The following is a 21,210-nucleotide window of genomic DNA, read 5'->3' on the forward strand; positions in this document are numbered from 1 at the left end:
CCGCCATGAGCACGACCACCACCACGACCACCGCGCCGTCCGCCCCGTGCGCCGCCGCCGACCGGGCGACGGACCTGCTCGGTGTCCCGCTCGACGACGCCGAGCAGGCCCTGCTCGACGTCTACGACCGGATCGTCGCCGCGCTGCGCCGCGACGACCTCTCGCCCTGCGTCGCCGCGAACCTGCGCGCCGCGCTCGCCTCGGTGGCCGTCGCCGTCACCGACCTCGGACTGCGCTTCGAGCACCTGACCGACGTGGGCGTCTGACCGCCGTACCCGCCCCCGTACCCGCCTCGCGGCGCCGATCGGACAGCGACCACGTCCACGGGATAGGCGCCACGCGATCCGGTGCCTAGCGTCGGTGCCGACGACCACACCCACCACCACGACCACCACGACGAGAGGACGGCCATGGCCGAACGGTCCTTCGCCGCCGAGGTGCAGAAGCTGCGCGCCGGTGCCGGCGAGACGCTGCACGTCGAAGGCATCCTGGCCGTGACGAAGGCGTTGCTGCAGTCCGGCGTCGCCTACGTCGGCGGCTACCAGGGCGCGCCGATCTCGCACCTCATGGACGTCCTCGGCGACGCCCGCGAGATCCTCGACGAGCTCGACGTCCGGTTCGAGAACTCCGCCTCCGAGGCGACGGCCGCGGCCATGCTGGCCGCGTCGGTGCACCACCCGCTGCGCGGCGCGATCACCTTCAAGTCCCCGGTCGGCACGAACGTCGCCTCCGACGCCCTGGCCAACCTCGCCTCGGGCGGGGTCACCGGTGGTGCGTTGGTGATCCTCGGCGAGGACTACGGCGAGGGCTCCTCGATCATGCAGGAGCGGGTGCACGCGTTCGCGATGAAGTCGCAGATGTGGCTGCTCGACCCGCGCGCCGACACGACCGCGATCGTGAACGCGGTGGAGTCCGGGTTCGCGCTGTCCGAGGCGTCGAACACCCCGGTCTTCCTGGAGCTGCGGCTGCGGTCCTGCCACCTGCACGGCGAGTTCGTCGCCAAGGACAACGTGCGGCCGCCGATGACCGTCGCCCAGGCCGCGGACGCCCCGCGGCGCAGCGTCGACCGGATCGTGCTGCCGCCCGCGTCGTTCGCCCACGAGCGGGAGAAGCTGGAGGACCGCTGGCCCCGGGCGGTCGAGTTCATCCGGGAGCACGGACTCAACGAGCTGTTCCCCGGCGACGGCACCGCCTCCGACGTGGGCATCATCGTCCAGGGTGGGCTGTACAACACCCTGAACCGGTCGATGGAGCTGCTCGGTGCCTCCGACACGCTCGGCCGCACCCGCGTCCCGACCTACGTCATGAACGTGACCTACCCGGTCGTCGACTCCGAGATCGTCGAGTTCTGCGCCGGCAAGCGCGCCGTGATCATGGTCGAGGAGGGGCAGCCCGACTACATCGAGCAGAACCTGCACGCGATCCTGCGCCGTGCCGACGTCCCGACCGTGCTGCACGGCAAGGACATGCTGGCCGCGGGCGGCGAGTACACCGCCCAGGTCATCACCCGCGGACTGGACCAGTTCCTCGGCAAGTACGCCCCCGACGTCGTCACCCACCGGCCGTCGCTGCTGCGCGACCCGGCCGACCCGGCGAGCCCGTTCGCGCCGCGGGTCGCCGCCGAGGTCGTGCGCCCGCGCCCGCCGGGCCTGTGCACCGGCTGCCCGGAGCGCCCGATCTTCTCCGGCCTCAAGCTCGCCGAGCGCGAGACCGGGCAGCACCAGATCTCCGCCGACATCGGCTGCCACCTGTTCGCCATCAACGCCCCGTTCGACCTGGGCGCGACGACGATGGGCTACGGCATGGGCGCCGCGGGCTCGTCCGCGCTGGCCGGCGGCGGCGCCGAGAAGCGGCCCGTGTCGATCATGGGCGACGGCGGCTTCTGGCACAACGGGCTCGTGTCCGGCGTCGGGAACGCGGTGTTCAACAAGTCCGACCAGGTCATGGTGGTCGTCGACAACGACTACGCCGCCGCCACCGGCGGGCAGGACGTGCTGTCCAGCCACGCCGACCTCGAGCGCCGCTCGACCAAGCACCCCATCGAGAAGGCCGCCCGGGGGCTCGGCATCACCAACGCCACCACGATCGACCACACCTACGACGTGGCCCGCGTCCGCGACACCTTCCTGAAGGCGTTCCGCCGCAGGGAGCCCGGCCCCGAGCTGCTGGTCATGCAGTCGGAGTGCCAGCTCAACCGGCAGCGCCGGGTCAAGAAGGACCGCGCGGCCAGGCTCAAGCGCGGCGAGCGCGTCGTGCGCGAACGATTCGGCGTCGACCCGGAGACCTGCACCGGCGACCACGCCTGCATCCGGATCTCCGGCTGTCCGTCGCTGACGATCACCGACAACCCGGACCCGCTGCGCACCGACCCGATCGCGACCGTGCTCGACTCCTGCGTCGGGTGCGGGGTCTGCGGCAACAACGCCCACGCGGCGGTGCTGTGCCCGTCGTTCTACCGCACCGACGTCGTCGACAACCCCACGGCCGGCGAGCGGGTCCGCGCCCGCGTCCGGTCCTGGTGGATCACCCTCGTCGGACGCGGCCTGGAGCGCCGCGCCGCCCGGATGGAGGCAGCCTGATGCCCACCGTGATGCCCGCACCGACCCGGACCGGCACCGCGTCCTGGTACGCCGGGAACCGCCCGATCACCCTCGCGATCCTCGCGATGGGCGGCGAGGGCGGCGGGGTGCTCGCCGACTGGGTCGTCGCCGTCGCCGAGGCCGCCGGCTACCACGCGCAGACCACCTCGGTCGCCGGCGTCGCCCAGCGGACCGGGGCGACCGTCTACTACGCCGAGCTGCACCCTCCGCTGCCCGAGAGCGACTCGGCCGACGGCGCGGGCCGGGCCGAGCCGGTGCTGTCGGTGTTCCCGACGCCCGGCGAGGTCGACGTCGTCGTCGCCTCGGAGCTGATGGAGTGCGGCCGCGCCGTGCAACGCGGCTTCGCCACCCCCGACCGCACCACGCTGATCACCTCGACGAACCGCGTCTACTCCATCGACGAGAAGATGCACCTCGGTGACGGCCGCGTCGACTCCGACGAGCTCGTCGCCGCGGCGGGCCGCGCCGCGCGGCACCTGGTCGCCGCGGACTTCGCCGCGATCGCCGAGGAACACCGCAGCGTGATCTCCGCGGCGCTGTTCGGGGCGCTCGCCGGGTCGGGGGCGCTGCCCTTCTCCCGGGACCGCTTCGAGCAGGCCATCCGCGACGCCGGCAAGGGCGTCGAGCCGAGCCTGGCCGCGTTCGCGGGCGGGTTCGACGCCGCCACCGCCGCGCTCGCCCCCGCCCCGCCCGCGCCCCGCGCGCCGGCGACGGTCGACATCGCGATCGGGCCCCGCCCCGTCTCCGCCGAGGAGCGCAAGGAGCGCGAGGAGGCGCGGCGCAACGACATCGCCGCCACCGACCCGGAGTCCCTGGTGGGGGAGGACCTGCGGCCGCTCGCCCGCACCGTCGCCGACCTGCCGGCCGCGGCGCGGTCCACGGTCCTGCACGGGCTCGTGCGGACCGGGGTCTACCAGGACCTCGACTACGCCGCCCGATACCTCGAACGGGTCCGCGCGTTCGCCGCCGTCGACCCCGACCGGGCCGGCGCCGCCCGCCTCACCACCGAGGCGGCCCGGCACCTGGCGCTGTGGATGTGTTACCAGGACACGATCCACGTCGCGCTGCAGAAGACCCGCAAGCGCCGTCTCGAACGGGTGCGTGAGGAGGCCCGGGTGACCTCGGCGCAGCTGTCCCAGGTGCGCGAGTACCTGCACCCGCAGGCCGAGGAGATCACCGACACGCTGCCGTACCGGCTCGGGAAGGTGCTGCGCCGGTCGCGGGCGTTCACCCGCACCGTCGACCGGGTCACCCGTGAGGGCATGGTCCTCGACACCACCTCGGTGACCGGCTACGCGATGCTCGCGACGATGGCGCGGATGCGTCCGCTGCGGCCGCGGTCGCTGCGGTTCGTCGAGGAGCAGAAGGCGATCGAGGCGTGGACGGCGCTCGCGCTCGGGATCGCCGCCGAGGACACCGATCTCGCCACCGAGGTCGTCGTCTGCCAGAAGGTCCTCAAGGGCTACGGAGCCACCTACGCCCACGGCAACGACAGCTTCGCCCTGCTCTGCCGGGCCGCCGGCGAGCTGCGCGGCCGTGCCGACGCCGCGGCGGTGCTCGCCCGGCTGCGGTCCGCCGCCCTGGCCGACGAGGACGGCGCCGCCCTGCGGGAGCAGCTGTCCGGGGCCGGGCTGCCCACCACCGTCCCGTCGAAGAAGGGGAAGCACTGACATGACCACCGGCACCGCATCCGACGTCGAGCTCATCAACCCGGACACCCTCGCGAGGCCGTCCGGTTTCACCCACGCCGTCCGCCACGGCGACACCGTCCACCTCTCCGGCCAGACCGCGATGGACGCGACCGGCACGATCGTCGACGGCGACATCGTCGACCAGTTCCGGCAGGCCCTGACCAACGTGATCACCGCCCTGCGCGCGGCGGGCTCCGAGCCCGCGGACCTGCTGTCGGTCCGGATCTACCTGCTTGACGTGCCGGGCTACCAGGCCCGCGGCAGGGAGATCGGCGCGATCTGGAAGGAGCTGTGCGGGCGGACCTACCCGGCCATGACCGGTGTCGGGGTCACCGCGCTGTGGCAGCCCGAGGCGCTGATCGAGATCGAGGCCGTCGCGGCGCGCCGGGTCTGAGCGCGGCCACCCGCCCGCGCGCGCCGGGTCCGGACCACCGGGCCCGGCGCTCCGGCGTGGGCTTCGGCGTGGACGGAGGTGTCCCGTGGCCGGGTGGAGCGTGCCGGACCAGGGGGTTCGGTGAATTCGCTTACCCGGTAAGCGAATTCACCGGAGGTGGTGTGCGGTGCCGGCGGATCCCGGGTGCCATCGGCCCTCGGCCTGACCCGGGGCAGGGTGCACTCGCGGCGCGGTGCGGCGCGGTGCGGTGCGGCGCCGTCGCCCCGGCGCCCGACCCCGGCGAACTCGCTTACCGGGTAAGCGAATCGTTCGACCTCCTGCCCGCGTGGTCGCTCCGCCGGGCGGTTGCCCAGCCGGGCGGTCGCCCAGCCGGGCGGTCGCCCAGCCGGGCGGGCGCCTGCCCGTGATCGTCCTGCCGGGCGACGGCCCGTCCCTGCTCCGGCGACGCACGGGGCCCGTGGCCGGTGGGCACGACTGCGCTGCCCCCGCAGGCCACCGGTCGCACGGCGCGGTTCCCGGAGGCTCAGGCGTCCAGGACGCTGCTGACGTGCTCCCGTGCCGGGCCGGCCAGCCGGGCCCGCAGGTCGCCGAACAGGTCCTCGGCGCGGTCGCCGACCCAGTTCTCGGGCAGCGCCTCCAGCGGCAGGCCCGGGTCGAGGTAGGGGAGGCGTCGCCAGACGGTCACCAGCGTCACGTAGTCGGCGAAGGCCTGCTCGGCTGTGCCGTCGGCGTCGCGCCAGGCGCGCATCACCGGCTCGTGGCGGGCGACGAACGCCGAGTACTGCGCGGCGAGGGCGTCGAGGTCCCACCAGGACGCGACGGTCTCGCGCAGCGGGCGTCCGGCGACGTGCCGGCTGCGGAACAGCTCGGTGTACCCGCGCAGACCGGCGCGGTCCAGCGCGTGCGAGACCTCGGCCTCCAGGTGCGCCGGCGCGACCCACAGGCCCGGAGCCACGGTGCCCAGGCCGAGCCGGATCAGCAGGCTGCGCAGCTGATGACGCTGGTCACGGGCCGATTCGGGCACCGAGAAGGCCACCAGCAGCCAGCCCTCCCCGGCACCGGCGCGGCGCCGGGAGAAGATCCGCTCGTCGCCCTCGGCGAGCACGTCGGCCAGCGCGGCCGACAGCCGGTACCCGGCGTCGCCGCCGACCTTCTGCGGCTCCAGCAGACCACGCCGCTTCAGCCTCGACACCGCCGAGCGCACGGCCTGGCTGTCGACCCCGAGCCCGCCGAGCAGGCGCACCAGCGACGACACCGACAGGGCGCCGCCGCGTTCGCGGGCGTAGAGCCCGTACACCGACACGATCAGCCGTCGCGGCGGGACGGGCGCGAGGATCTCCTCCGGTTCGGCGACGGTCGTCACGTCGGCATCGTACGGCCGCGAGCGTCGGCCGGGCCGTGCGCCGGGCCGACGGCGGGGTGTCGGCGCGGTGGTCGGGTCGGTGGTTGGGGCGGTGGTCGGGTCGGCCCCCGCAACGCGGCGACGCGCCGCACCGTCCGGGAGGGACGGTGCGGCGCGTCGCGGGGGAGCGGTGCTCGTCACCCGGCGGCCCGCAACGGGGCCCCCGGCCGCCGGTCCGCCCCGGCCGCGGTGAGCGGGGCGTGCCGGGCGGTCAGCTCGGCGGTGATCCGGGCGTACACACCGGGGTCGACCGGCAGCAGCCACTCGGCCAGGCGGCGGCGCCGTCCGATGCCGGCGCCCAGGTCGGAGAGCATCTCGTCGATGTTGTGCAGCGAGAACGGGATGATGTTCGTACCGCGGGCGTGCTTGCCCTCGGTGCGCTCCTCCATCCACCGCAGCCGCTCCTGCACGAAGGCGCGCCGCTGCTCCACCGACGGCAGGTCGATCCCGCCCGCCAGGTGCACCCCGATCCACAGCGCCGCGACCTCGGCCGACAGCGGGGACAGGAACGAGGAGTTGTACCCGCAGAAGCTCAGGTCCGCCACGGTGTGCGGGTGGATCTGGCGGTAGAGCTCGAAGTTGCCGCGCTCGTCGACCAGCCGGTCCCGCACGTCCTGGGAGAGGAACGGCACCCGCTGGTGGAACCCCGTCGCCGCGACGACCACGTCGGCCGGGACCTCGGTGCCGTCGGACAGGATCGCGACGGGCCTGCCGTCGCGGGCACCGAGCGCGCTGATGAGCGTGTCGCGGTGGACGGTGATCGAGCCGTCGGCGACGGCCTCGTAGAAGCCCTCGGTGGCCAGCGACACCGTGGAGCGCGCGATGTCCTCCAGCGACCCGCCCGGCACCAGGCCCAGCTTCTGCAGCCCGAGCTGGCGCACGATCTGGCCCTGCAGGCTCGACATCATCCCGTTGCGCACGCCCTTGCCCGGGCCGTGCAGGAACTTCTCGAAGCCGGCGAGGTGGGCGTAGCGGAACAGCCCCTCGCCGAGTCGGGTGAGCAGCAGGTACTTGTAGTTCAGGGCACCGCCGATCCGGCGGGGCATCTTCCACAGCAGCTCGCGGGCCACCACGGTGGTCGTGCGCGACACGCTGTTCAGGGCCACCGCCACGTCGCAGCCGGACTTGCCGTAGCCGATCACGACGACGTCGCGGTCGCGGGCGTCGTCGATGTCGGTGAAGTCCGACGGCGCGCAGTACCGCCCGCCCGCGGCGCGGTACTCCTCGGTACCGGGCAGCGGCGGCAGGAACGGCTCGGAGAAGATCCCGTTCGCGACGACGAGGTGGTCGAACTCGCCCACCCCGGCGGACGCGCCCGCGGTGGTGACGGTCCAGCCGCCGCCCTCGCGCGGCTCGGCGGAGAGCACCTCGGTGTCGGTGCGCACCGCGTCGCGGATGCCGAAGTGGCGGGCGTAGGACTCCAGGTACTCCTGCACCTGCTGCCCGGACGGCCACTCCGGGTAGTGCTTCGGCATCGGGAAGTCCGACAGCGAGTAGGTGCCCTTGTCGTTCTGCGTGGTCAGGCCGGGATAGCGGCGGCTCGCGCTCCACACCCCGCCGACGTCCGGCGCCTTCTCGAACACGGTGACGTCGTGACCGAAACCGGTCAGGACCTTGGCGGAGGAGAGGCCGGCGAATCCGGCCCCGACGACGGCGATCTTCATGGTGGTCACTCCGAAGCGGTCGCGAGCTGGGGGATGGCGGGAACGGCCTGCTCCGGACCCATCGCCGAGTAGCCGCCGTCGACGGCCCAGTCGGCGCCGGTGACGGCGGAGGCGGCCGGGGAGAGCAGGAAGGCGACGACGGCGCCGACCTCGTCCGGGTCGCCGACGCGGCCCGTCAGATGGAACGGGGCGGCGACGCGGTCGGTGTGCGCACGGTCGCCGCCGGACAGGTCGTCCATGATCTTCGACCAGGTCCAGCCCGGGGAGACCGAGTTGACCCGGATGCCGTCGCCGGCGAGGTCCATCGCCATGGAGCGGGTGACCTGCACCAGCGCGGCCTTCGACGCCGGGTAGACCCAGCGCCCCGTCTGGGCGACCTTCGACGAGATCGAGGTCAGGTTGACCACCGCGCCGCGGGCCGCCGCGAGGTGGGGCCGCGCGGTCCGGGTGGCCTGCACCGCGCTGACCAGGTTGACCTCCAGCGCGCGCAGCCAGTCGGCCCGACCGGTGTCGGCGCCCTCGTCGAGGTAGCTGCACGCCAGGTTCACCAGGCCGTGCAGGCCGGACGGGGCGGCGACGGCGGCGACGGTGGCGGCCACCGCGTCGTCGTCGGTGATGTCGGTGCGGTGGAACGCGACGCGCCCGCCGAGCTCGTCGAGCAGCGGCTTCGCGCCGGCCTCGTCGATGTCGGCGATCGCGACGGACGCCCCGACGGCGTGCAGGGCACGGACGACACCGTGCCCGACCAGGGTCGATCCGCCGGTCACCAGCACCGTGCGGCCGTGCAGGTCAGTCATGGGAGCCTCCGAAACATGACGGTCATCTAGCGGACGCGTGATGGCAGTCATCATTTGGCTATATGGTGGGCGTGACTATCCCCACCACGCGGTCGCTGTCCGTGGGACGCGGCCGGGACGCACGAACCGGGGTCGAGCACGAGGAGGTGCCATGACCGAGGTGCTGAGCGGTTTCCGACGGGTGCACTCGCCGGACCTGGAGGAGGCCCGCGAGCGGGTCGGCGAGGTGTTCTGCCCGCACCGGCTGGAGCCGGTGGACCGGGCGACACCGGCGCCGGTCCGGTTCAACACGGCCGCGTTCGGGGCGGTCGGGCTGTCCTACCTGTCCTACGGGTCGGCGGTACGGATCAGGCCGCAGCCGCTGCGCTCGTTCGTCCTGGTCCAGATCCCGCTCTCCGGGCGCGCCCTGGTGCGCACCGGCGGCACCGAGGTCGTCTCCGACGCCCGCACGGCGTCGGTGCCCGACCCGGACGCCGGCCTCGACATGACCTGGGAGTCCGGGAACGAGCAGCTCATCGTGCGGGTCGAGCGCGAGGCGCTGACCGGGCAGCTGCACCGGCTGCTGGGCCGCCCGCCGTCGAAGCCGCTGCGGCTGGCGACCAGCGTCGACCTCACCACCCCGGCCGCGCGGTCCTGGCTGTCGACGGTGGACATGGTCCGCACCGACCTCGACGGCCCCGGCGGCCTCACCCACCCCGTGCTGCGTGCCCAGGCCGAGCAGCTGCTGATGAGCCAGCTGCTCGCCGCGGTGCCGCACTCGTCCAGCGACGAGCTGCTCGCCGCGGCCGACCCGCCGCCCGCGGTGCCGAAGGTGATCCGCCGCGCGGAGGCGCTGATCGAGGGGCACGCGCGCGAGCCACTGACCGTCGACGACGTCGCCGAGGCCGTCGGGCTCTCGGTCCGCAGCCTGCAGGAGGGCTTCCGCCGCCACCTCGACACCACGCCGACCGCGCGGCTGCGCGAGGCACGGCTGGCCGGTGTGCGGGCCGAGCTCACCGAGTCCGACCCGACCCGGCGCACGGTGTCCCAGGTCGCCGCGGACTGGGGCTTCGCGCACCTGGGCCGGTTCGCCGTCGCCTACCGGGAGCGGTTCGGGGAGTCGCCGTCGGAGACCCTGCGCGGCTGACCCCGGGCGGCCGACCCCTGGGCGGCTGACCCTGAGCGGACAGCCGCCGCGCGGAACGGATGGCCGGACACGCATCGGTGCGACGAAGCTGTCCGGCACGTCCCGACCGACCTGGAGGTCCCCGTGTCCGTCCTCTCCGCCCTGCTCGACGCCGCGCGTTCCGGCTCGGTCCGGGTCGTCGACCTGACGACCCCGCTGCAGGCCTCGACGCCGATCCTCGAGCTGCCCGAGCCGTTCGGCCAGACCGCGCGGTTCGAGCTGGAGGAGATCTCCCGCTACGACGACCGCGGCCCGGCCTGGTACTGGAACAACATCCGCACCGGCGAGCACACCGGCACCCACCTCGACGCGCCCAACCACTGGATCACCGGCAGGGACGGCCTCGACGTCTCGCAGGCGCCGCTGTCGACCCTCGTCGCGCCGGTCGCGGTGATCGACCGGACCGCCGAGGCCGAGAAGGACCCCGACTACCTGCTGCAGATCGCCGACGTCGCGGCGTGGGAGGCGGAGAACGGCCCGCTGCCCGCGGGCGGGTGGCTGCTGCTGCGCACCGGGTGGTCCGCCCGCGGCGAGGACGGGGCGGCCTTCGCCAACGCCGACGAGAACGGCCCGCACACCCCGGGCGTCGCCCCGGAGTGCGCGCGGTGGCTGGCGCGCGAGACCCCGATCACCGGCCTGGGCGTGGAGACCGTGGGCACCGACGCGGGGCAGGCGCCGAACCTGGAGCCGGCGTTCCCGTGCCACTCCGAGCTGATGGGCGCGGACAAGTGGGGGCTGACCAGCCTGCGCAACCTCGACCAGCTCCCGGCCACCGGCGCGGTGCTGGTGGTGTGCCCGCTGCCGATCGTCGGCGGCTCGGGCAGCCCGGCGCGCGTGCTCGCACTGGTCGAGGGCTGAGCCGTGCACGCCACGTACGACGCCGTCGTCGTCGGCGGCGGCATCAACGGTCTGGCCGCGGCCGCCCGACTCGCCCGCGGGGGCTGGTCGGTCGCGCTCGTCGACGACCACGACCGGGTCGGTGGGTTCGTCGCCGCCGAGGAGCACGACGGGTTCGTCCACGACACCTGGTCGAGCTGGCACCCGCTGTTCGTCACCGGCCCGGCCTACGCCGCCTTCGGCGACGACCTGCACCGGCACGGCCTCGCCTACGCCAACACCGACGGCCCGCTCACCGCGACGGTCGCGGGCGACGGCTCGGTCGCGCTCGCCCACCGGTCGGTCGAGGCGACCGTCGCCGGGTTCGCCGAGGCGGCCGACCGCGACGCCTACCGCGCCATGGTCGACCGGTTCGGCGCGCACGCCGCCGGGATCGGCGGGCTCCTCGGCGCCGAGCTGCACGCCCCCGGCACGCTCGGCCCGGTCGCGACGCTGGCCCGCGCCGCGGGCGTCGCCGGGATGGAGACCTACGCCCGCGACGCGCTGACCTCCGGCCGGTCCTGGATGCGCGCCCGGTTCACCGGTCCGGAGACCGACCGGCTCTGGGCGCCGTGGCTGCTGCACGCCGGCCTGGCCCCGGACTCCGCGTCCGGCGGGCTCATGGTCCCGATCTTCGCCGCGACCATGCACGGTGCCGGGCTGCCGGTCGTCACCGGCGGGGCGGGCCACTTCCTCACCGCCTGGGAGCGGTTGCTCGACGAGCTCGGCGTCGCGGTGCACACCGGCTGCCGGGTCGAGCGGGTCACGGTCGCCTCCGGGCGCGCGACGGGCGTCGCCGGTGACGGGTTCGCGTTCCGGGCGCGGCGCGCGGTGCTGGCCTCGGTGACCCCGCCGGCGCTCTACGGCTCGCTGCTCCCGCCCACCGTGGTGCCGCCGCCGGTGGCCGACGCCGCCGCCCGCTACCGCCCGGGTCGGGCCGCGATGCAGATCCACGTGACGCTGTCCGGGCCGGTCCCGTGGGCCGACACCCGGCTGCGCGAGGTCCCCCTGGTCCACGTCTGCGACGGGTCCGACTCGACCGCGATCGCCTGCGCCGAGGCGGAGGCGGGGCTGCTGCCGCGCCGGCCGACCGTCGTCGTGGGGCAGCAGCACGTGCTCGACCCGACCCGGGTCCCCGAGGGCGCCGCCGCGCTGTGGCTGCAGCTCCAGGAGCTGCCCTTCGCCCCGGTCGGCGACGCGGCGGGCGAGCTGGACACCGCCGACGGCTGGGACGCCACCCTCACCCAGGGCTACGCCGAGCGGGTCCTCGACCGGGTCGCCGCGCACGCGCCGGGCCTGCGCGAGCTCGTCGGCCGGGTCGACGTGCTCGACCCGACCGCGATCGCCGCGCACAACCCGAACGCGCTGCGCGGGGACCCCTACGCCGGGTCGGCCGAGCTGGACCAGAACTTCTGGTGGCGGCCGTTGCCGACCTCCGGCGGGCACGCGACGCCGGTGCCCGGGCTGTGGCAGATCGGCGCGTCCACCCACCCCGGTCCGGGGTTGGGCGGGGCGTCGGGGTTCCTGGTCGCCGACCGGCTCGCGACCCCCGGGCCGGTGGCGCGGCTGCGCTCGCGCCTGTCCGGGCGGTGACGCCGGGCCGTCGGTGATCGCCGGGAGTGGAGTGCACGGGGCGGCGCACTGCGCTGCGCGCTCCACTCCCGGCGATCATCCGGTGGTGTCGACGGTCGCGCGCGGCCTGCGCACGTGCCCCGTCACGGGTGCGTCGCGGCGCCCCGCGGCACCAGCACCATGACGATCGCGCCGAGCACGGCGGGGATCGCGAAGGCGAGGAAGTTCGCGGCGAACCCGGCCCCGGTCGCCATCACGACGCCGCCGTAGAGCGGACCCGCGATGGCCCCGATCCGGCCGATCCCCAGCGACCAGCCGAGCCCGGCGGCGCGCAGGTGCTCGGGGTAGAAGGTGGCGGTGTAGGAGTTCACGATGATCGTCGTGCCGATCGTGCAGGCCCCGGCGACGGCGATCAGGCCGAGCAGCACCGGCGTCGGGAAGCGGTTCATCAGCAGCAGGATCGACGCCGCCGCGGTGAGGAACATCCCGGTGACGACCGGGCGCGGCCCGATGCGGTCGGCGAGCGCCCCGAGCAGCGGCGCCCCGACGATCGCGCCCAGGTTGAGCGCCAGCAGGAACGCCAGTGCCCCGCCCAGCGGGTAGCCGGCCTGGCGCATGATCTGGGCGAGCCACGTGTTGAGGCCGTAGACCAGCAGCAGCCCGAACCCGGTGCCGACCCAGAACAGCAGCGTGCCGCGCAGGTGGTGGCGGTCGAGCAGCGCACGCAGCCCGGCGCGGCCGGCACCGGGCGGGGCGTCGTCGGGGACCGGCATCCCGTAGCGGGCGGCCAGCGCGGCCGCCTCGGCGCGGCGACCGTGCCCGACCAGGTAGGCCACCGACTCCGGCAGCGCCACGGCGACGACGAGGAGCAGCACCGCGCCGACCCCGGCGCCGATCCAGAACAGCGCCCGCCAGCCCAGCTGCTCCAGCAGCACGATCCCGGACAGCGCCGCGACGACGCCGCCGACGGAGTAGCCGGAGAACATCAGGGCGTTCGCCGCGTTGCGCCGCCCGGCCGGGGCGTACTCGACGGTCAGCGCGATCGCGGTCGGCACCACCCCGCCCAGCCCGATGCCCGCGACGAACCGCAGCAGGCCGAACACCTCCGGGGACGGCGCGAGGGCACAGAGCGCCATCGCGACCGAGAACCAGGCGATGCAGATGATCATCAGTCGGCGTCGGCCGATGTGGTCGGTGACGGTCCCGGCGAGCAGCGCGCCGACGAGCATGCCGACTAGTGCCAGTGACCCGATCCAGCCCGCGGTGCCCGCGTCGAGCGCCCACTCGCCGGAGATCAGGGTGGGCAGCACGGTGCCGTAGACGATGAGGTCGTAGCCGTCGACGACGATCGCCGTCCAGCACAGGGCGATGACCCAGGCGCGGGAACGGGTCCCGGTACCCGGTGGTGCGGAACGGTCGGACACGTCGGTCATTGGTACCTCCTGGGACGGCATCGTCGAGAAGGCACCTTATGTCGGTTGTGTTCCGTACGTCACCGTCGGGACATGACGCAGTGCGTCCGGGTCCGGTCGGGCTGCGTCCGGACCCGGACGACCGTGCCGGGGCCCGCGGGGAGCGCCCGATGGGCGGGACGGCCTCAGTCGGTGGGGGCGTCCACCCCGGTTCCGGCGTCGCCCGGCTCGCCGGCACCCTCGACGGGTTCCGGCTCGGCCGAGCCCTCCGACGTGGTGTCGTCCGAGGACTCCTCGCGGTCGGCCTCGGTGTCGCCGGCGTCGACCCGCTTGCCGAGCACGCGTTCCTCGAGTTCGTCGAGCGCACGTGCCGGGTCGATCGGGGGACTCGCGCGTCCGGTGTCGTTCTCGTCGTCGCTCATCGGGCGGGGGTACCCGGACGCCCGGCTCCCCATGCCGGAGCGGGCGGCTCAGAGGCCTGCGGTCGACTGCTCCAGGCGGGCCCTGGCCAGCCGCTCGACCAGCTCGGGCAGCGCACCCACCGGGCTGCCGCGCAGGTCGTCACAGGCCTGCGCGACGGCGGCGACCACGGCGTCCCGGCTGACGGCCGGACCGAGCTCGTCGATCAGCCTGCTGACGGCGTCGGTGGCCCGGGCGAGGTCCGGCGTCACCGGAGGCCGCCGGCGGATCGGCGGCAGGCGCCCGTCCGACGACGACACCGACGGAGTCCGGAACGGAGGACCCTCTGTGTGTCGGTCATGACGATCCTTCCGTCGATCCTCACCCGGCTGAGTGAGGGTTACCCGGGAACGGGCAGCTCAATCGCGTCGGAACGGGTGACACCCGTGACCACGGAGCGCGATCGTGACCCGCCGCCACGTCACCGTCGGACGGCCGGGTCAGGCCCCGTCCCGGCCCCGTGGCGGGTCGAGCAGGCCGTGGTGCAGGGCCCGCAGCACCGCGCGGGTCCGGTCCCGCGTGCCCAGTTTCAGCAGCACGCTGGACACGTGGTTCTTCACCGTGCCCTCCGCCAGCACGAGGACCTGCGCGATCTCACGGTTGCTGTGCCCGGCGGCGAGCAGCCGCAGCACCTCGACCTCGCGGGCCGACAGGTCCTGCGGGGCGACGCCGGAGCCGTCGTCGGCCGGGGGCGGGCCGTCGCGCACCGCGCGCAGCAACCGGTCGGTGACGGCCGGGCTGATCAGGGTGCCGCCGTCGGCGAGGGTCCGCACCGCGCCGACGAGCTGGTCGAGGGTCACGTCCTTGAGCAGGTATCCGCGGGCCCCGGCGCGCAGCGCGGACAGGACCAGCTCGTCGTCGTCGAAGGTGGTGAGGACGAGCACCGGCACGTCGAGCCCGCGCGAGCGCAGCTCGGCCAGCGCCCACAGCCCGTCGTGACGGGGCATGCGCAGGTCCAGCAGCAGCACGTCCGGGTCGTGCTCGACGACGGCGGCCACCCCCTCCGCGCCGTCCCCGGCCTCGGCGACGACCTCGACCCCGTCGGCCAGGCCGAGCAGCCCGCGGATGCCGTGCCGGACCAGGGTCTGGTCGTCGACGAGCACCACGCGCACCGGCCGGCCACCGGACGTCGTGGGCCCGGTCACGGCAGCACCGCCGTGACGACGAACCCGCGCGGTGCGGCGGGGCCCCAGTCGACCGACCCGCCGAACGCCTCGGCCCGTTCGGCCAGGCCGCGCAGCCCGTTCCCGGGGACCACGTCGGCGGCGGGGCCGCGGCCGTCGTCGCGGGCGGACAGCCGCAGGCCGCCGCCGGGGACGGGGGACAGGTCGATCCACACGGTGTCCGCGTCGCCGTGCCGGATGGCGTTGGTGAGGATCTCCTGCACGCAGCGGACCACCGCGAGGGTCCGTTCCTCGTCGGCGGCGACCCCGTCGGCGACGTACACGTGCACCACCGGGCGGGGCAGCTGCCCGGCGATCCTCTCCAGGGTGGCCGCCAGGTCCGGGGCGCGGCCGCGCAGCTGCCCGACGGTCGTGCGGACGTCGGTGAGCAGGTCACCGGCCAGCGTGCGGGCCCGCGCGACGTGCCCGCCCGGGTCGGCGCCGGTGTGCGTGGCGATCTCCAGCTCCAGGGCGAGGGCGGTGAGCTGGTGCCCGACGAGGTCGTGCAGCTCGCGGGAGATCCGCAGCCGTTCCTGTGTCCGGCTGGTCTCGGCGAGCGCGGCGCCCGCGGCCGCGAGCTCGGCGTGCGCGGCGGCCAGCCGCCGTCGTGACGCCTCCTCGCGGTGCAGCGTCACGAGGAGCAGCACCGAGGCGCTCTGCAGCAGCAGGTAGATCGCGCCGGTCACCGCCGCGACCTGCACCGAATCCCCCGCGATCAGCGTCGCCACCGCGGCCACCCCGACGTTGACCACGACGATCGCCGCGGTGACCCGGCCCGGCAGGTGGTAGGTGGAGATGGCCGCGGTCACGACCAGGAAGATCGGCAGCCAGCCGAACGGCGCGCCGATCAGGACCAGCGCCGCCGCGGCGACCACCATCAGCGCGAGCAGCGCCCGGGTCGCGGTCACGCCGACGACCTCGTCCAGCCAGCCCCCCACCACCAGCGCGACGAGGAACGCGGCGTAGGCGACCCACCACAGCCACGGCGGGCCGAGCGGGCTCGCGGCGCCGGCGGCCTGCTCCAGCGCCACCGGGACGGCGAGGACCCCGCACAGCACACTCATGATGAGTCCGGCCACGACGTTCGGGTCGATCCGGCGCACGTCGGACACGGTAGGGCACGGTGCGGCGGGGTCCCCAGTGCCGGAAGTCATGGCCCGGGTTCACGACGTCCGGCACTGACCCCGGCCCCGGTCCGGCCGCCACTGTGACCGGCATGGATGCGATCGAGGTGCACCGGCTGCACAAGCGCTACGGCGAGACGGTGGCCGCCGACGGGGTCGACCTGTCGGTGCCCGCGGGGTCGGTCGTCGGGCTGCTCGGACCCAACGGGGCCGGCAAGACGACGACCGTCGAGTGCGTCGCGGGGCTGCGCGCCCCCGACTCCGGCACGGTACGGGTGCTCGGGCTGGACCCGCGCCGGGACCGACGCGCCGTCCGCGCGGTCCTGGGGGTGCAGCTGCAGGAGGCCGCCCTGCACGACATGCTCACCGCCGCCGAGCTGGTGCACCTGCACCGGTCCCTGCACCGCACCGGGCGCGACCCGGTGGAGCTGCTCGAGGCGGTCGGGCTGTCCGCGCAGGCCGGGACCCGGTTCGACCGGCTCTCCGGCGGCCAGGCCCAGCGCCTGTCGGTGGCGCTCGCGCTGGTCGGGGCACCCCGGGTGGTGATCCTCGACGAGCTGACCACCGGTCTGGACCCGGCCTCCCGGGAGACCGTGCTCGACCTGGTGCGCGACCTCACCGCCGACGGGGTCGCGGTGCTGCTGGTCAGCCACCGGATGGACGAGGTCGAGCGGCTCTGCGACCGGGTCCTGCTGCTCGACGCCGGCCGGGTCGTCGCCGACGCCGCCCCGGCCGGGCTCGTCGCGGCGGCCGGGCTCGCGGACCGCGTCCGGTTCCGGACCGACGCCGCCTTCGACCGGGCCGCGCTGCTCGCCCTGCCCGGCGTCGCGGAGGTCTGCCGGGTCGGGCACGACGTCACCGTGACCGGCGAGGGCGAGCTGCTCGGCCCGGTCGGCGCGGAGCTCGTCCGGCAGGGTGTCGTCGCCACCGGGCTGCGTGCCGAGCGCCCCGGCCTCGACGAGGCGTTCCTGGCGCTGACCGGGCACCGGGTCCGCGCCGACCGCCCGGCGACGGCGGGGGAGGTGGCGGCGTGAGCGCCCCGGTCCGGTCCGGGCTGCCGCTCGCCGGGTGGCGGGCACTCGTCGCCGCGGAGTCCAGAATGGTCGCCCGGGACACCGCGGGACTGGTGGTCCCGCTGGTACTGCCGCTGCTGATCCTGGTGATGGTCGGCGCGACGGTGCCGGAGCTGCCCCCCGACGTGCTCGGTGGCCGTTCGGTGGTGGAGGTCGTCGGGCTCCCGATCGCGGTCGCCACGGTGCTCGCACTGGTCGGCATGGTGAACGTGCCGAGCTTCGTCGCGTCCTACCGCCGCGGCGGGGTCCTGCGCCGGCTCGGGGTCACCCCCGCGGGCCCGGCCCCGGTGCTGGTCGCGCAGGCGGTCGTCGGGGTCGGGCAGGTCGCGGCCGGTGTCGGCGTCGCGCTGGCGGTCGCGGTGCCGGTGTTCGGCGCGCGGATGCCCGCCGCGCCGTGGGCGGCGCTGGGCGGGCTCGTCCTGGGCACGGCGGCGTTCTTCGCGGTGGGGGCGCTGGTCGCGGCGCTGGCGCCGACGGCGAACGCGGCCGTCGCGGGCGGGGTGCTGCTGTTCTTCGCCACGGGGCTCCTGGGCGGCATGTTCGGCGACCCGCGGACGCTGCCCGGCCCGCTCGCCGAGATCGGCCGGACCCTGCCCTACGGCGCGACGTCGGAGCTGCTCGGCACGGCGTGGCGCGGGGTCCCGCCGGACACCGGCGCCGTCGTCGGGCTGGTCGTCGCGGTGTTGGTCGGTGCGGTGGGCGCGGTCCAGCTGTTCCGCTGGGACCGCTGAACAGGGCCCCGTTCGGTCCGCGGGACCGAACGGGGCGCCGATCTTCGGTCCCGACGACCGAGGAATCGCGGACCGATCTCCCTAACGTCTGCTCGCGACGTTCCGTCAGAGCCGACGCGAGGAGGAACCCGATGCGGACCTATGCACTGTCCGAACCGGTGAACGGTGAACACACCTGGCAGGACGGCAAGCGCTACGCCTGGCTGCTCGGCCTGCTGGTGCCGGTGCTCCCGTTCCTCGCGATCGGGCTGCACCTGGCCACCGGCTGGTCGGTGGCGCTGTGGCTGGGCCCGATCGTCGTCCTCGTGATCGTCCCGGTGATCGACCTGTTCGCGGGCAAGGACCCGACGAACCCGCCGGACGAGATCATGGAGGAGCTGGAGGAGGACCGCTACTACCGCTGGGTCACCTACGCCTACCTCCCGCTGCAGTACGCGGGCCTGTTCGCGGGAATGTGGTACATCGCCACCGCGGGCGCCCCGGTGGTCGGCAACATCGGCCTCGCGATCACGCTCGGCACCGTCGCCGGCGTCGCGATCAACACCGCCCACGAGCTGGGCCACAAGCGCGAGGACGTCGAGCGCTGGGCCGCGAAGATCGCGCTCGCCCCGAGCTTCTACGGCCACTTCTACGTCGAGCACAACCGTGGCCACCACGTGCGCGTCTCCACCCCGGAGGACCCGGCCTCGGCCCGGATGGGCGAGAGCTTCTACCGCTTCTGGCCGCGCACCGTGCTGGGCTCGCTGACCAGCGCCTGGCGCCTGGAGCGCAAGCGCTACGCCCGCCGCGACCGGCACCCGTTCCGGATCGGCAACGACGTGCTGAACGCCTGGCTGATGTCGGTGGTGCTCTGGGGCGCGATCATCGCGCTGTTCGGCTGGGGCGTGCTGCCCTACCTGCTGATCCAGGCCGTCTTCGGGTTCACCCTGCTCGAGCTGGTGAACTACATGGAGCACTACGGGATGCTGCGCCAGAAGGTCGGCCCGCCGGACCGCCGCCGCTACGAGCGCGTGCTGCCCGAGCACTCCTGGAACTCCAACAACATCGCCACCAACGTGCTGCTCTACCACCTGCAGCGCCACTCCGACCACCACGCGAACCCGGTCCGCCGGTTCCAGACGCTGCGCGACTTCCCGGAGGCCCCGGTCCTGCCGACCGGCTACACCGGGATGATGCTGGCCGCGACCGTCCCGCCGGTGTTCCGCCGGCTGATGGACCCGCTGGTGGTGGCCCACTACGACGGCGACCTGCGTTACGCCAACCTGCAGCCCGGCAAGCGCGAGAAGCTGCTCGCCGCGTACCCGCCGCCCGCCGACCCGGCCCCGGCCGCGGAGACCGCGGCCGACGTCACCCGGCGGGCCCAGAGCGACGCCGTCACCGCCGCCCGCTGCCCCGGCTGCGGCTACACCTACGAGGTCGCCGTGGGCAACGAGGCCGAGGGCTTCCCGGCGGGCACCCCGTGGTCGCAGATCCCCGACGACTGGTGCTGCCCGGACTGCGGGGTCCGCGAGAAGGTCGACTTCGTCGCGCTCACCACCGAGGAGGTCTGATGCGCATCGTCGCCGACCTCGACGCCTGCCAGGGCATCGGGATGTGTGAGGCGATGGCCGACGGCTGGTTCGAGGTGGGGGAGGACGACGTGGTCGTCGTCCGCGACGAGCACCCGCCCGAGTCCGAGCGGTCGCACGTGGACGCCGCCGTCCGCGCCTGCCCCGCCCGCGCGCTGGCCCTGGAGAGCTGAGCACCTCCGCGCGACGCCCGCCCCGCACCGGATCCCCGGAGCCGGGCGGGCGTCGCGCTACGGTCGGTCCCGTGTCGACGGTGACCGACCTGCTCGCCCGCCTCGCGACCGAGGTCCGCGACGACGTCGAGGCGCTCGGCGCCCGGGTGCTCGCCGAGATCGACGCCGGGTTGCCCGAGCTCGGCCGCGACCCCCGCGTGCGCGAGCTGCTGGTCGCCACCGTGCAGGGGTCGCTGGAGGGGGCGCTGGCCGTGCTGACCGGCCGGGCGCCGGACGAGGTGCCGCTGCCCCCGGTCGCCGGGGAGATCGCCCGCCGCCTCGCCCAGCAGGGGGTTCCGGTCACGGTCGTCCTGCGGGCCTACCGGCTGGGGCAGTCGGTGTTCCAGCAGGAGCTCATCGGCCGCATCGCCGGGTCCGGGCTGGGGACCGCCGAGGTCGGCGACGCCGTCGGCGCGCTCACGGCGGTCGCCTTCGGCTACGTCGACCGGGTCTCCGAGGAGATGGTCGCGGTCCACCAGGCCGAACGCGACGGCTGGGTCCGCCGCCGCGACGCCGCCCGGCTCGCGATGGTCGACGCCGTGCTCGCCGGGCGCGGCGGGACCGTCACCGAGGTCGAGGCGGCGCTCGGTCACCCGGTCGCGGGGGAGCACGCGGCCGCGGTGCTCTGGGTCGACCCGGACGCCCCCGATCCCGGCCGGGCCCTGGAACGCGCCGTCGCCGACCTCGGCGTCGCCCTGGGCTGCTCGCGGGCCCCGCTGGTCGTCGCCCCGGACGCGGTCACCTCCTGGGCCTGGTACCAGGGCGGGGGTGGCCCGGTCACCCTGCCGCCCGGCCCGGTGTGGGTCGCGCTCGGCGGACCCGGCCGCGGCCTCGACGGGTTCCGCGGCGCGCACCGCCGGGCCCGCCGGGTGCAGGAGGTCGTCACCGCCGCCGTTCCCGCCGCCCGACTGCCGGTCACCACCGCCGACGACCTCGGTCCGCTGCTGCTGCTCGACGCGGGCACCGACCTGCTCGCCGACCGGGTCGCCGAGATCCTCGGCGACCTCGCGATCGACGACGAGCAGCACGCCCGGCTCCGCGACACCCTCGCGGCCTACCTGCGCGGCGGCGGCAGCCTCGCCGCCGCGGCGGGCGAGCTGCACCTGCACAAGAACACCGTGCAGTACCGGCTGCGCCGCGCCGAGGAGGTGCGGGGCCGGCCCCTCGGCGACGACCGGCTCGACGTCGAGGTGGCGCTGCTCGCCTGCCGCGTACTCGGGTCGACGGTCCTGCGCCCGCCCGACTGACCGGGGTCCCGAGGCCGGTCCGCGGCGCTGATCCGCCGCGCTGATCCGCTGCGCTGATCC

At 75.0% G+C, this 21,210-nt stretch carries 20 protein-coding genes; 12 read left to right on the forward strand and 8 right to left on the reverse strand.

Annotated elements, in window-relative coordinates; genetic code table 11:
• The first annotated feature begins 5 nt into the window (after positions 1-5).
• From Ae331Ps2_RS18560 to Ae331Ps2_RS18575, 4 genes are all read left to right on the forward strand, one after another.
• Positions 6-266 carry a hypothetical protein gene (locus Ae331Ps2_RS18560; protein ID WP_075307486.1) on the forward strand — a complete coding sequence of 87 codons (261 nt, stop codon included), beginning with the start codon at positions 6-8 and terminating at the stop codon, positions 264-266.
• Positions 267-410: 144 nt separating this feature from the next.
• Positions 411-2,579, forward strand: a complete 2,169-nt coding sequence (locus Ae331Ps2_RS18565) for an indolepyruvate ferredoxin oxidoreductase subunit alpha (RefSeq protein WP_075312098.1) — start codon at positions 411-413, stop codon at positions 2,577-2,579.
• Positions 2,579-4,270: an indolepyruvate oxidoreductase subunit beta family protein gene (locus Ae331Ps2_RS18570; RefSeq protein WP_198932204.1), complete on the forward strand. Its 1,692-nt coding sequence runs from the start codon at positions 2,579-2,581 to the stop codon at positions 4,268-4,270. Before Ae331Ps2_RS18565 ends, Ae331Ps2_RS18570 begins: the two co-directional genes overlap by 1 nt.
• Position 4,271: 1 nt before the next feature.
• Positions 4,272-4,685 carry a RidA family protein gene (locus tag Ae331Ps2_RS18575; protein ID WP_020625041.1) on the forward strand — a complete coding sequence of 138 codons (414 nt, stop codon included), beginning with the start codon at positions 4,272-4,274 and terminating at the stop codon, positions 4,683-4,685.
• 523 nt (positions 4,686-5,208) lie between these two features.
• Here Ae331Ps2_RS18575 and Ae331Ps2_RS18580 read toward each other — a convergent pair.
• The 3 genes from Ae331Ps2_RS18580 to Ae331Ps2_RS18590 all read right to left on the reverse strand — a co-directional run bounded on the left by Ae331Ps2_RS18580 (position 5,209) and on the right by Ae331Ps2_RS18590 (position 8,548).
• A complete protein-coding gene (locus tag Ae331Ps2_RS18580) occupies positions 5,209-6,048 on the reverse strand; it encodes a PaaX family transcriptional regulator C-terminal domain-containing protein (protein ID WP_075307484.1) in 840 nt (279 codons plus the stop codon).
• 176 nt (positions 6,049-6,224) lie between these two features.
• Positions 6,225-7,751: an NAD(P)/FAD-dependent oxidoreductase gene (locus Ae331Ps2_RS18585; protein ID WP_075312094.1), complete on the reverse strand. Its 1,527-nt coding sequence runs from the start codon at positions 7,749-7,751 to the stop codon at positions 6,225-6,227.
• Between the two features lie 5 nt (positions 7,752-7,756).
• Positions 7,757-8,548: an SDR family oxidoreductase gene (locus tag Ae331Ps2_RS18590; protein ID WP_020623151.1), complete on the reverse strand. Its 792-nt coding sequence runs from the start codon at positions 8,546-8,548 to the stop codon at positions 7,757-7,759.
• A gap of 151 nt (positions 8,549-8,699) precedes the next feature.
• On the opposite strand from Ae331Ps2_RS18590, the gene Ae331Ps2_RS18595 reads away from it, so the two are divergent.
• From Ae331Ps2_RS18595 to Ae331Ps2_RS18605, 3 genes are all read left to right on the forward strand, one after another.
• A complete protein-coding gene (locus tag Ae331Ps2_RS18595; protein ID WP_075307482.1) occupies positions 8,700-9,674 on the forward strand; it encodes an AraC family transcriptional regulator in 975 nt (324 codons plus the stop codon).
• A 123-nt stretch (positions 9,675-9,797) separates the two neighbouring features.
• On the forward strand, positions 9,798-10,571 hold the full coding sequence (locus tag Ae331Ps2_RS18600) for a cyclase family protein (protein ID WP_075307480.1): 774 nt from the start codon (positions 9,798-9,800) through the stop codon (positions 10,569-10,571).
• Between the two features lie 3 nt (positions 10,572-10,574).
• Positions 10,575-12,182: an NAD(P)/FAD-dependent oxidoreductase gene (locus Ae331Ps2_RS18605; protein ID WP_075307478.1), complete on the forward strand. Its 1,608-nt coding sequence runs from the start codon at positions 10,575-10,577 to the stop codon at positions 12,180-12,182.
• Between the two features lie 122 nt (positions 12,183-12,304).
• Here the strand turns inward: Ae331Ps2_RS18605 and Ae331Ps2_RS18610 are convergent, their stop codons facing one another.
• From Ae331Ps2_RS18610 to Ae331Ps2_RS18630, 5 genes are all read right to left on the reverse strand, one after another.
• A complete protein-coding gene (locus Ae331Ps2_RS18610) occupies positions 12,305-13,594 on the reverse strand; it encodes an aromatic acid/H+ symport family MFS transporter (RefSeq protein WP_075329762.1) in 1,290 nt (429 codons plus the stop codon).
• Between the two features lie 164 nt (positions 13,595-13,758).
• Positions 13,759-13,995: a hypothetical protein gene (locus tag Ae331Ps2_RS18615; RefSeq protein WP_139318774.1), complete on the reverse strand. Its 237-nt coding sequence runs from the start codon at positions 13,993-13,995 to the stop codon at positions 13,759-13,761.
• Between the two features lie 48 nt (positions 13,996-14,043).
• Positions 14,044-14,292 (reverse strand): three-helix bundle dimerization domain-containing protein, encoded by a 249-nt coding sequence (locus tag Ae331Ps2_RS18620; protein WP_075307472.1) that lies wholly within the window; start codon positions 14,290-14,292, stop codon positions 14,044-14,046.
• A gap of 180 nt (positions 14,293-14,472) precedes the next feature.
• Positions 14,473-15,177 (reverse strand): response regulator transcription factor, encoded by a 705-nt coding sequence (locus Ae331Ps2_RS18625; RefSeq protein WP_233147609.1) that lies wholly within the window; start codon positions 15,175-15,177, stop codon positions 14,473-14,475.
• On the reverse strand, positions 15,174-16,307 hold the full coding sequence (locus tag Ae331Ps2_RS18630) for a sensor histidine kinase (protein ID WP_083695733.1): 1,134 nt from the start codon (positions 16,305-16,307) through the stop codon (positions 15,174-15,176). Before Ae331Ps2_RS18630 ends, Ae331Ps2_RS18625 begins: the two co-directional genes overlap by 4 nt.
• 104 nt (positions 16,308-16,411) lie before the next feature.
• Here Ae331Ps2_RS18630 and Ae331Ps2_RS18635 point away from each other — a divergent pair, with 104 nt between their 5' ends.
• The 5 genes from Ae331Ps2_RS18635 (at position 16,412) to Ae331Ps2_RS18655 (ending at position 21,150) form a co-directional block, all read left to right on the forward strand.
• Positions 16,412-17,353 (forward strand): ABC transporter ATP-binding protein, encoded by a 942-nt coding sequence (locus tag Ae331Ps2_RS18635; RefSeq protein WP_043277435.1) that lies wholly within the window; start codon positions 16,412-16,414, stop codon positions 17,351-17,353.
• The gene (locus tag Ae331Ps2_RS18640) at positions 17,350-18,123 is read left to right on the forward strand and encodes an ABC transporter permease (protein ID WP_075307470.1); all 774 of its coding nucleotides are present in this window, start codon (positions 17,350-17,352) and stop codon (positions 18,121-18,123) included. The genes Ae331Ps2_RS18635 and Ae331Ps2_RS18640 overlap by 4 nt, the downstream gene beginning before the upstream one ends.
• Before the next feature lie 131 nt (positions 18,124-18,254).
• Entirely contained in the window at positions 18,255-19,673 is a 1,419-nt protein-coding gene (locus Ae331Ps2_RS18645) for a fatty acid desaturase (RefSeq protein WP_075307468.1), read from the forward strand.
• Complete coding sequence (locus Ae331Ps2_RS18650; RefSeq protein ID WP_020622593.1) at positions 19,673-19,864, forward strand: ferredoxin; 192 nt, start codon at positions 19,673-19,675, stop codon at positions 19,862-19,864. The genes Ae331Ps2_RS18645 and Ae331Ps2_RS18650 overlap by 1 nt, the downstream gene beginning before the upstream one ends.
• A 71-nt stretch (positions 19,865-19,935) precedes the next feature.
• Positions 19,936-21,150: a CdaR family transcriptional regulator gene (locus tag Ae331Ps2_RS18655; protein WP_075307466.1), complete on the forward strand. Its 1,215-nt coding sequence runs from the start codon at positions 19,936-19,938 to the stop codon at positions 21,148-21,150.
• The last annotated feature ends 60 nt before the right edge of the window (positions 21,151-21,210 follow it).

Source organism: Pseudonocardia sp. Ae331_Ps2 (genome assembly GCF_001932405.1).
Classification (GTDB): Bacteria; Actinomycetota; Actinomycetes; order Mycobacteriales; family Pseudonocardiaceae; genus Pseudonocardia.

Bases quoted from the DNA above. Each gene is read 5' to 3' on its own strand.
- Ae331Ps2_RS18560 (WP_075307486.1), top strand. From the start codon at position 6: ATGAGCACGACCACCACCACGACCACCGCGCCGTCCGCCCCGTGCGCC.
- Ae331Ps2_RS18565 (WP_075312098.1), top strand. From the start codon at position 411: ATGGCCGAACGGTCCTTCGCCGCCGAGGTGCAGAAGCTGCGCGCCGGT.
- Ae331Ps2_RS18570 (WP_198932204.1), top strand. From the start codon at position 2,579: ATGCCCACCGTGATGCCCGCACCGACCCGGACCGGCACCGCGTCCTGG.
- Ae331Ps2_RS18575 (WP_020625041.1), top strand. From the start codon at position 4,272: ATGACCACCGGCACCGCATCCGACGTCGAGCTCATCAACCCGGACACC.
- Ae331Ps2_RS18585 (WP_075312094.1), bottom strand. From the start codon at position 7,751: ATGAAGATCGCCGTCGTCGGGGCCGGATTCGCCGGCCTCTCCTCCGCC.
- Ae331Ps2_RS18590 (WP_020623151.1), bottom strand. From the start codon at position 8,548: ATGACTGACCTGCACGGCCGCACGGTGCTGGTGACCGGCGGATCGACC.
- Ae331Ps2_RS18595 (WP_075307482.1), top strand. From the start codon at position 8,700: ATGACCGAGGTGCTGAGCGGTTTCCGACGGGTGCACTCGCCGGACCTG.
- Ae331Ps2_RS18610 (WP_075329762.1), bottom strand. From the start codon at position 13,594: ATGACCGACGTGTCCGACCGTTCCGCACCACCGGGTACCGGGACCCGT.
- Ae331Ps2_RS18615 (WP_139318774.1), bottom strand. From the start codon at position 13,995: ATGAGCGACGACGAGAACGACACCGGACGCGCGAGTCCCCCGATCGAC.
- Ae331Ps2_RS18635 (WP_043277435.1), top strand. From the start codon at position 16,412: ATGGATGCGATCGAGGTGCACCGGCTGCACAAGCGCTACGGCGAGACG.
- Ae331Ps2_RS18645 (WP_075307468.1), top strand. From the start codon at position 18,255: ATGCGGACCTATGCACTGTCCGAACCGGTGAACGGTGAACACACCTGG.
- Ae331Ps2_RS18650 (WP_020622593.1), top strand. From the start codon at position 19,673: ATGCGCATCGTCGCCGACCTCGACGCCTGCCAGGGCATCGGGATGTGT.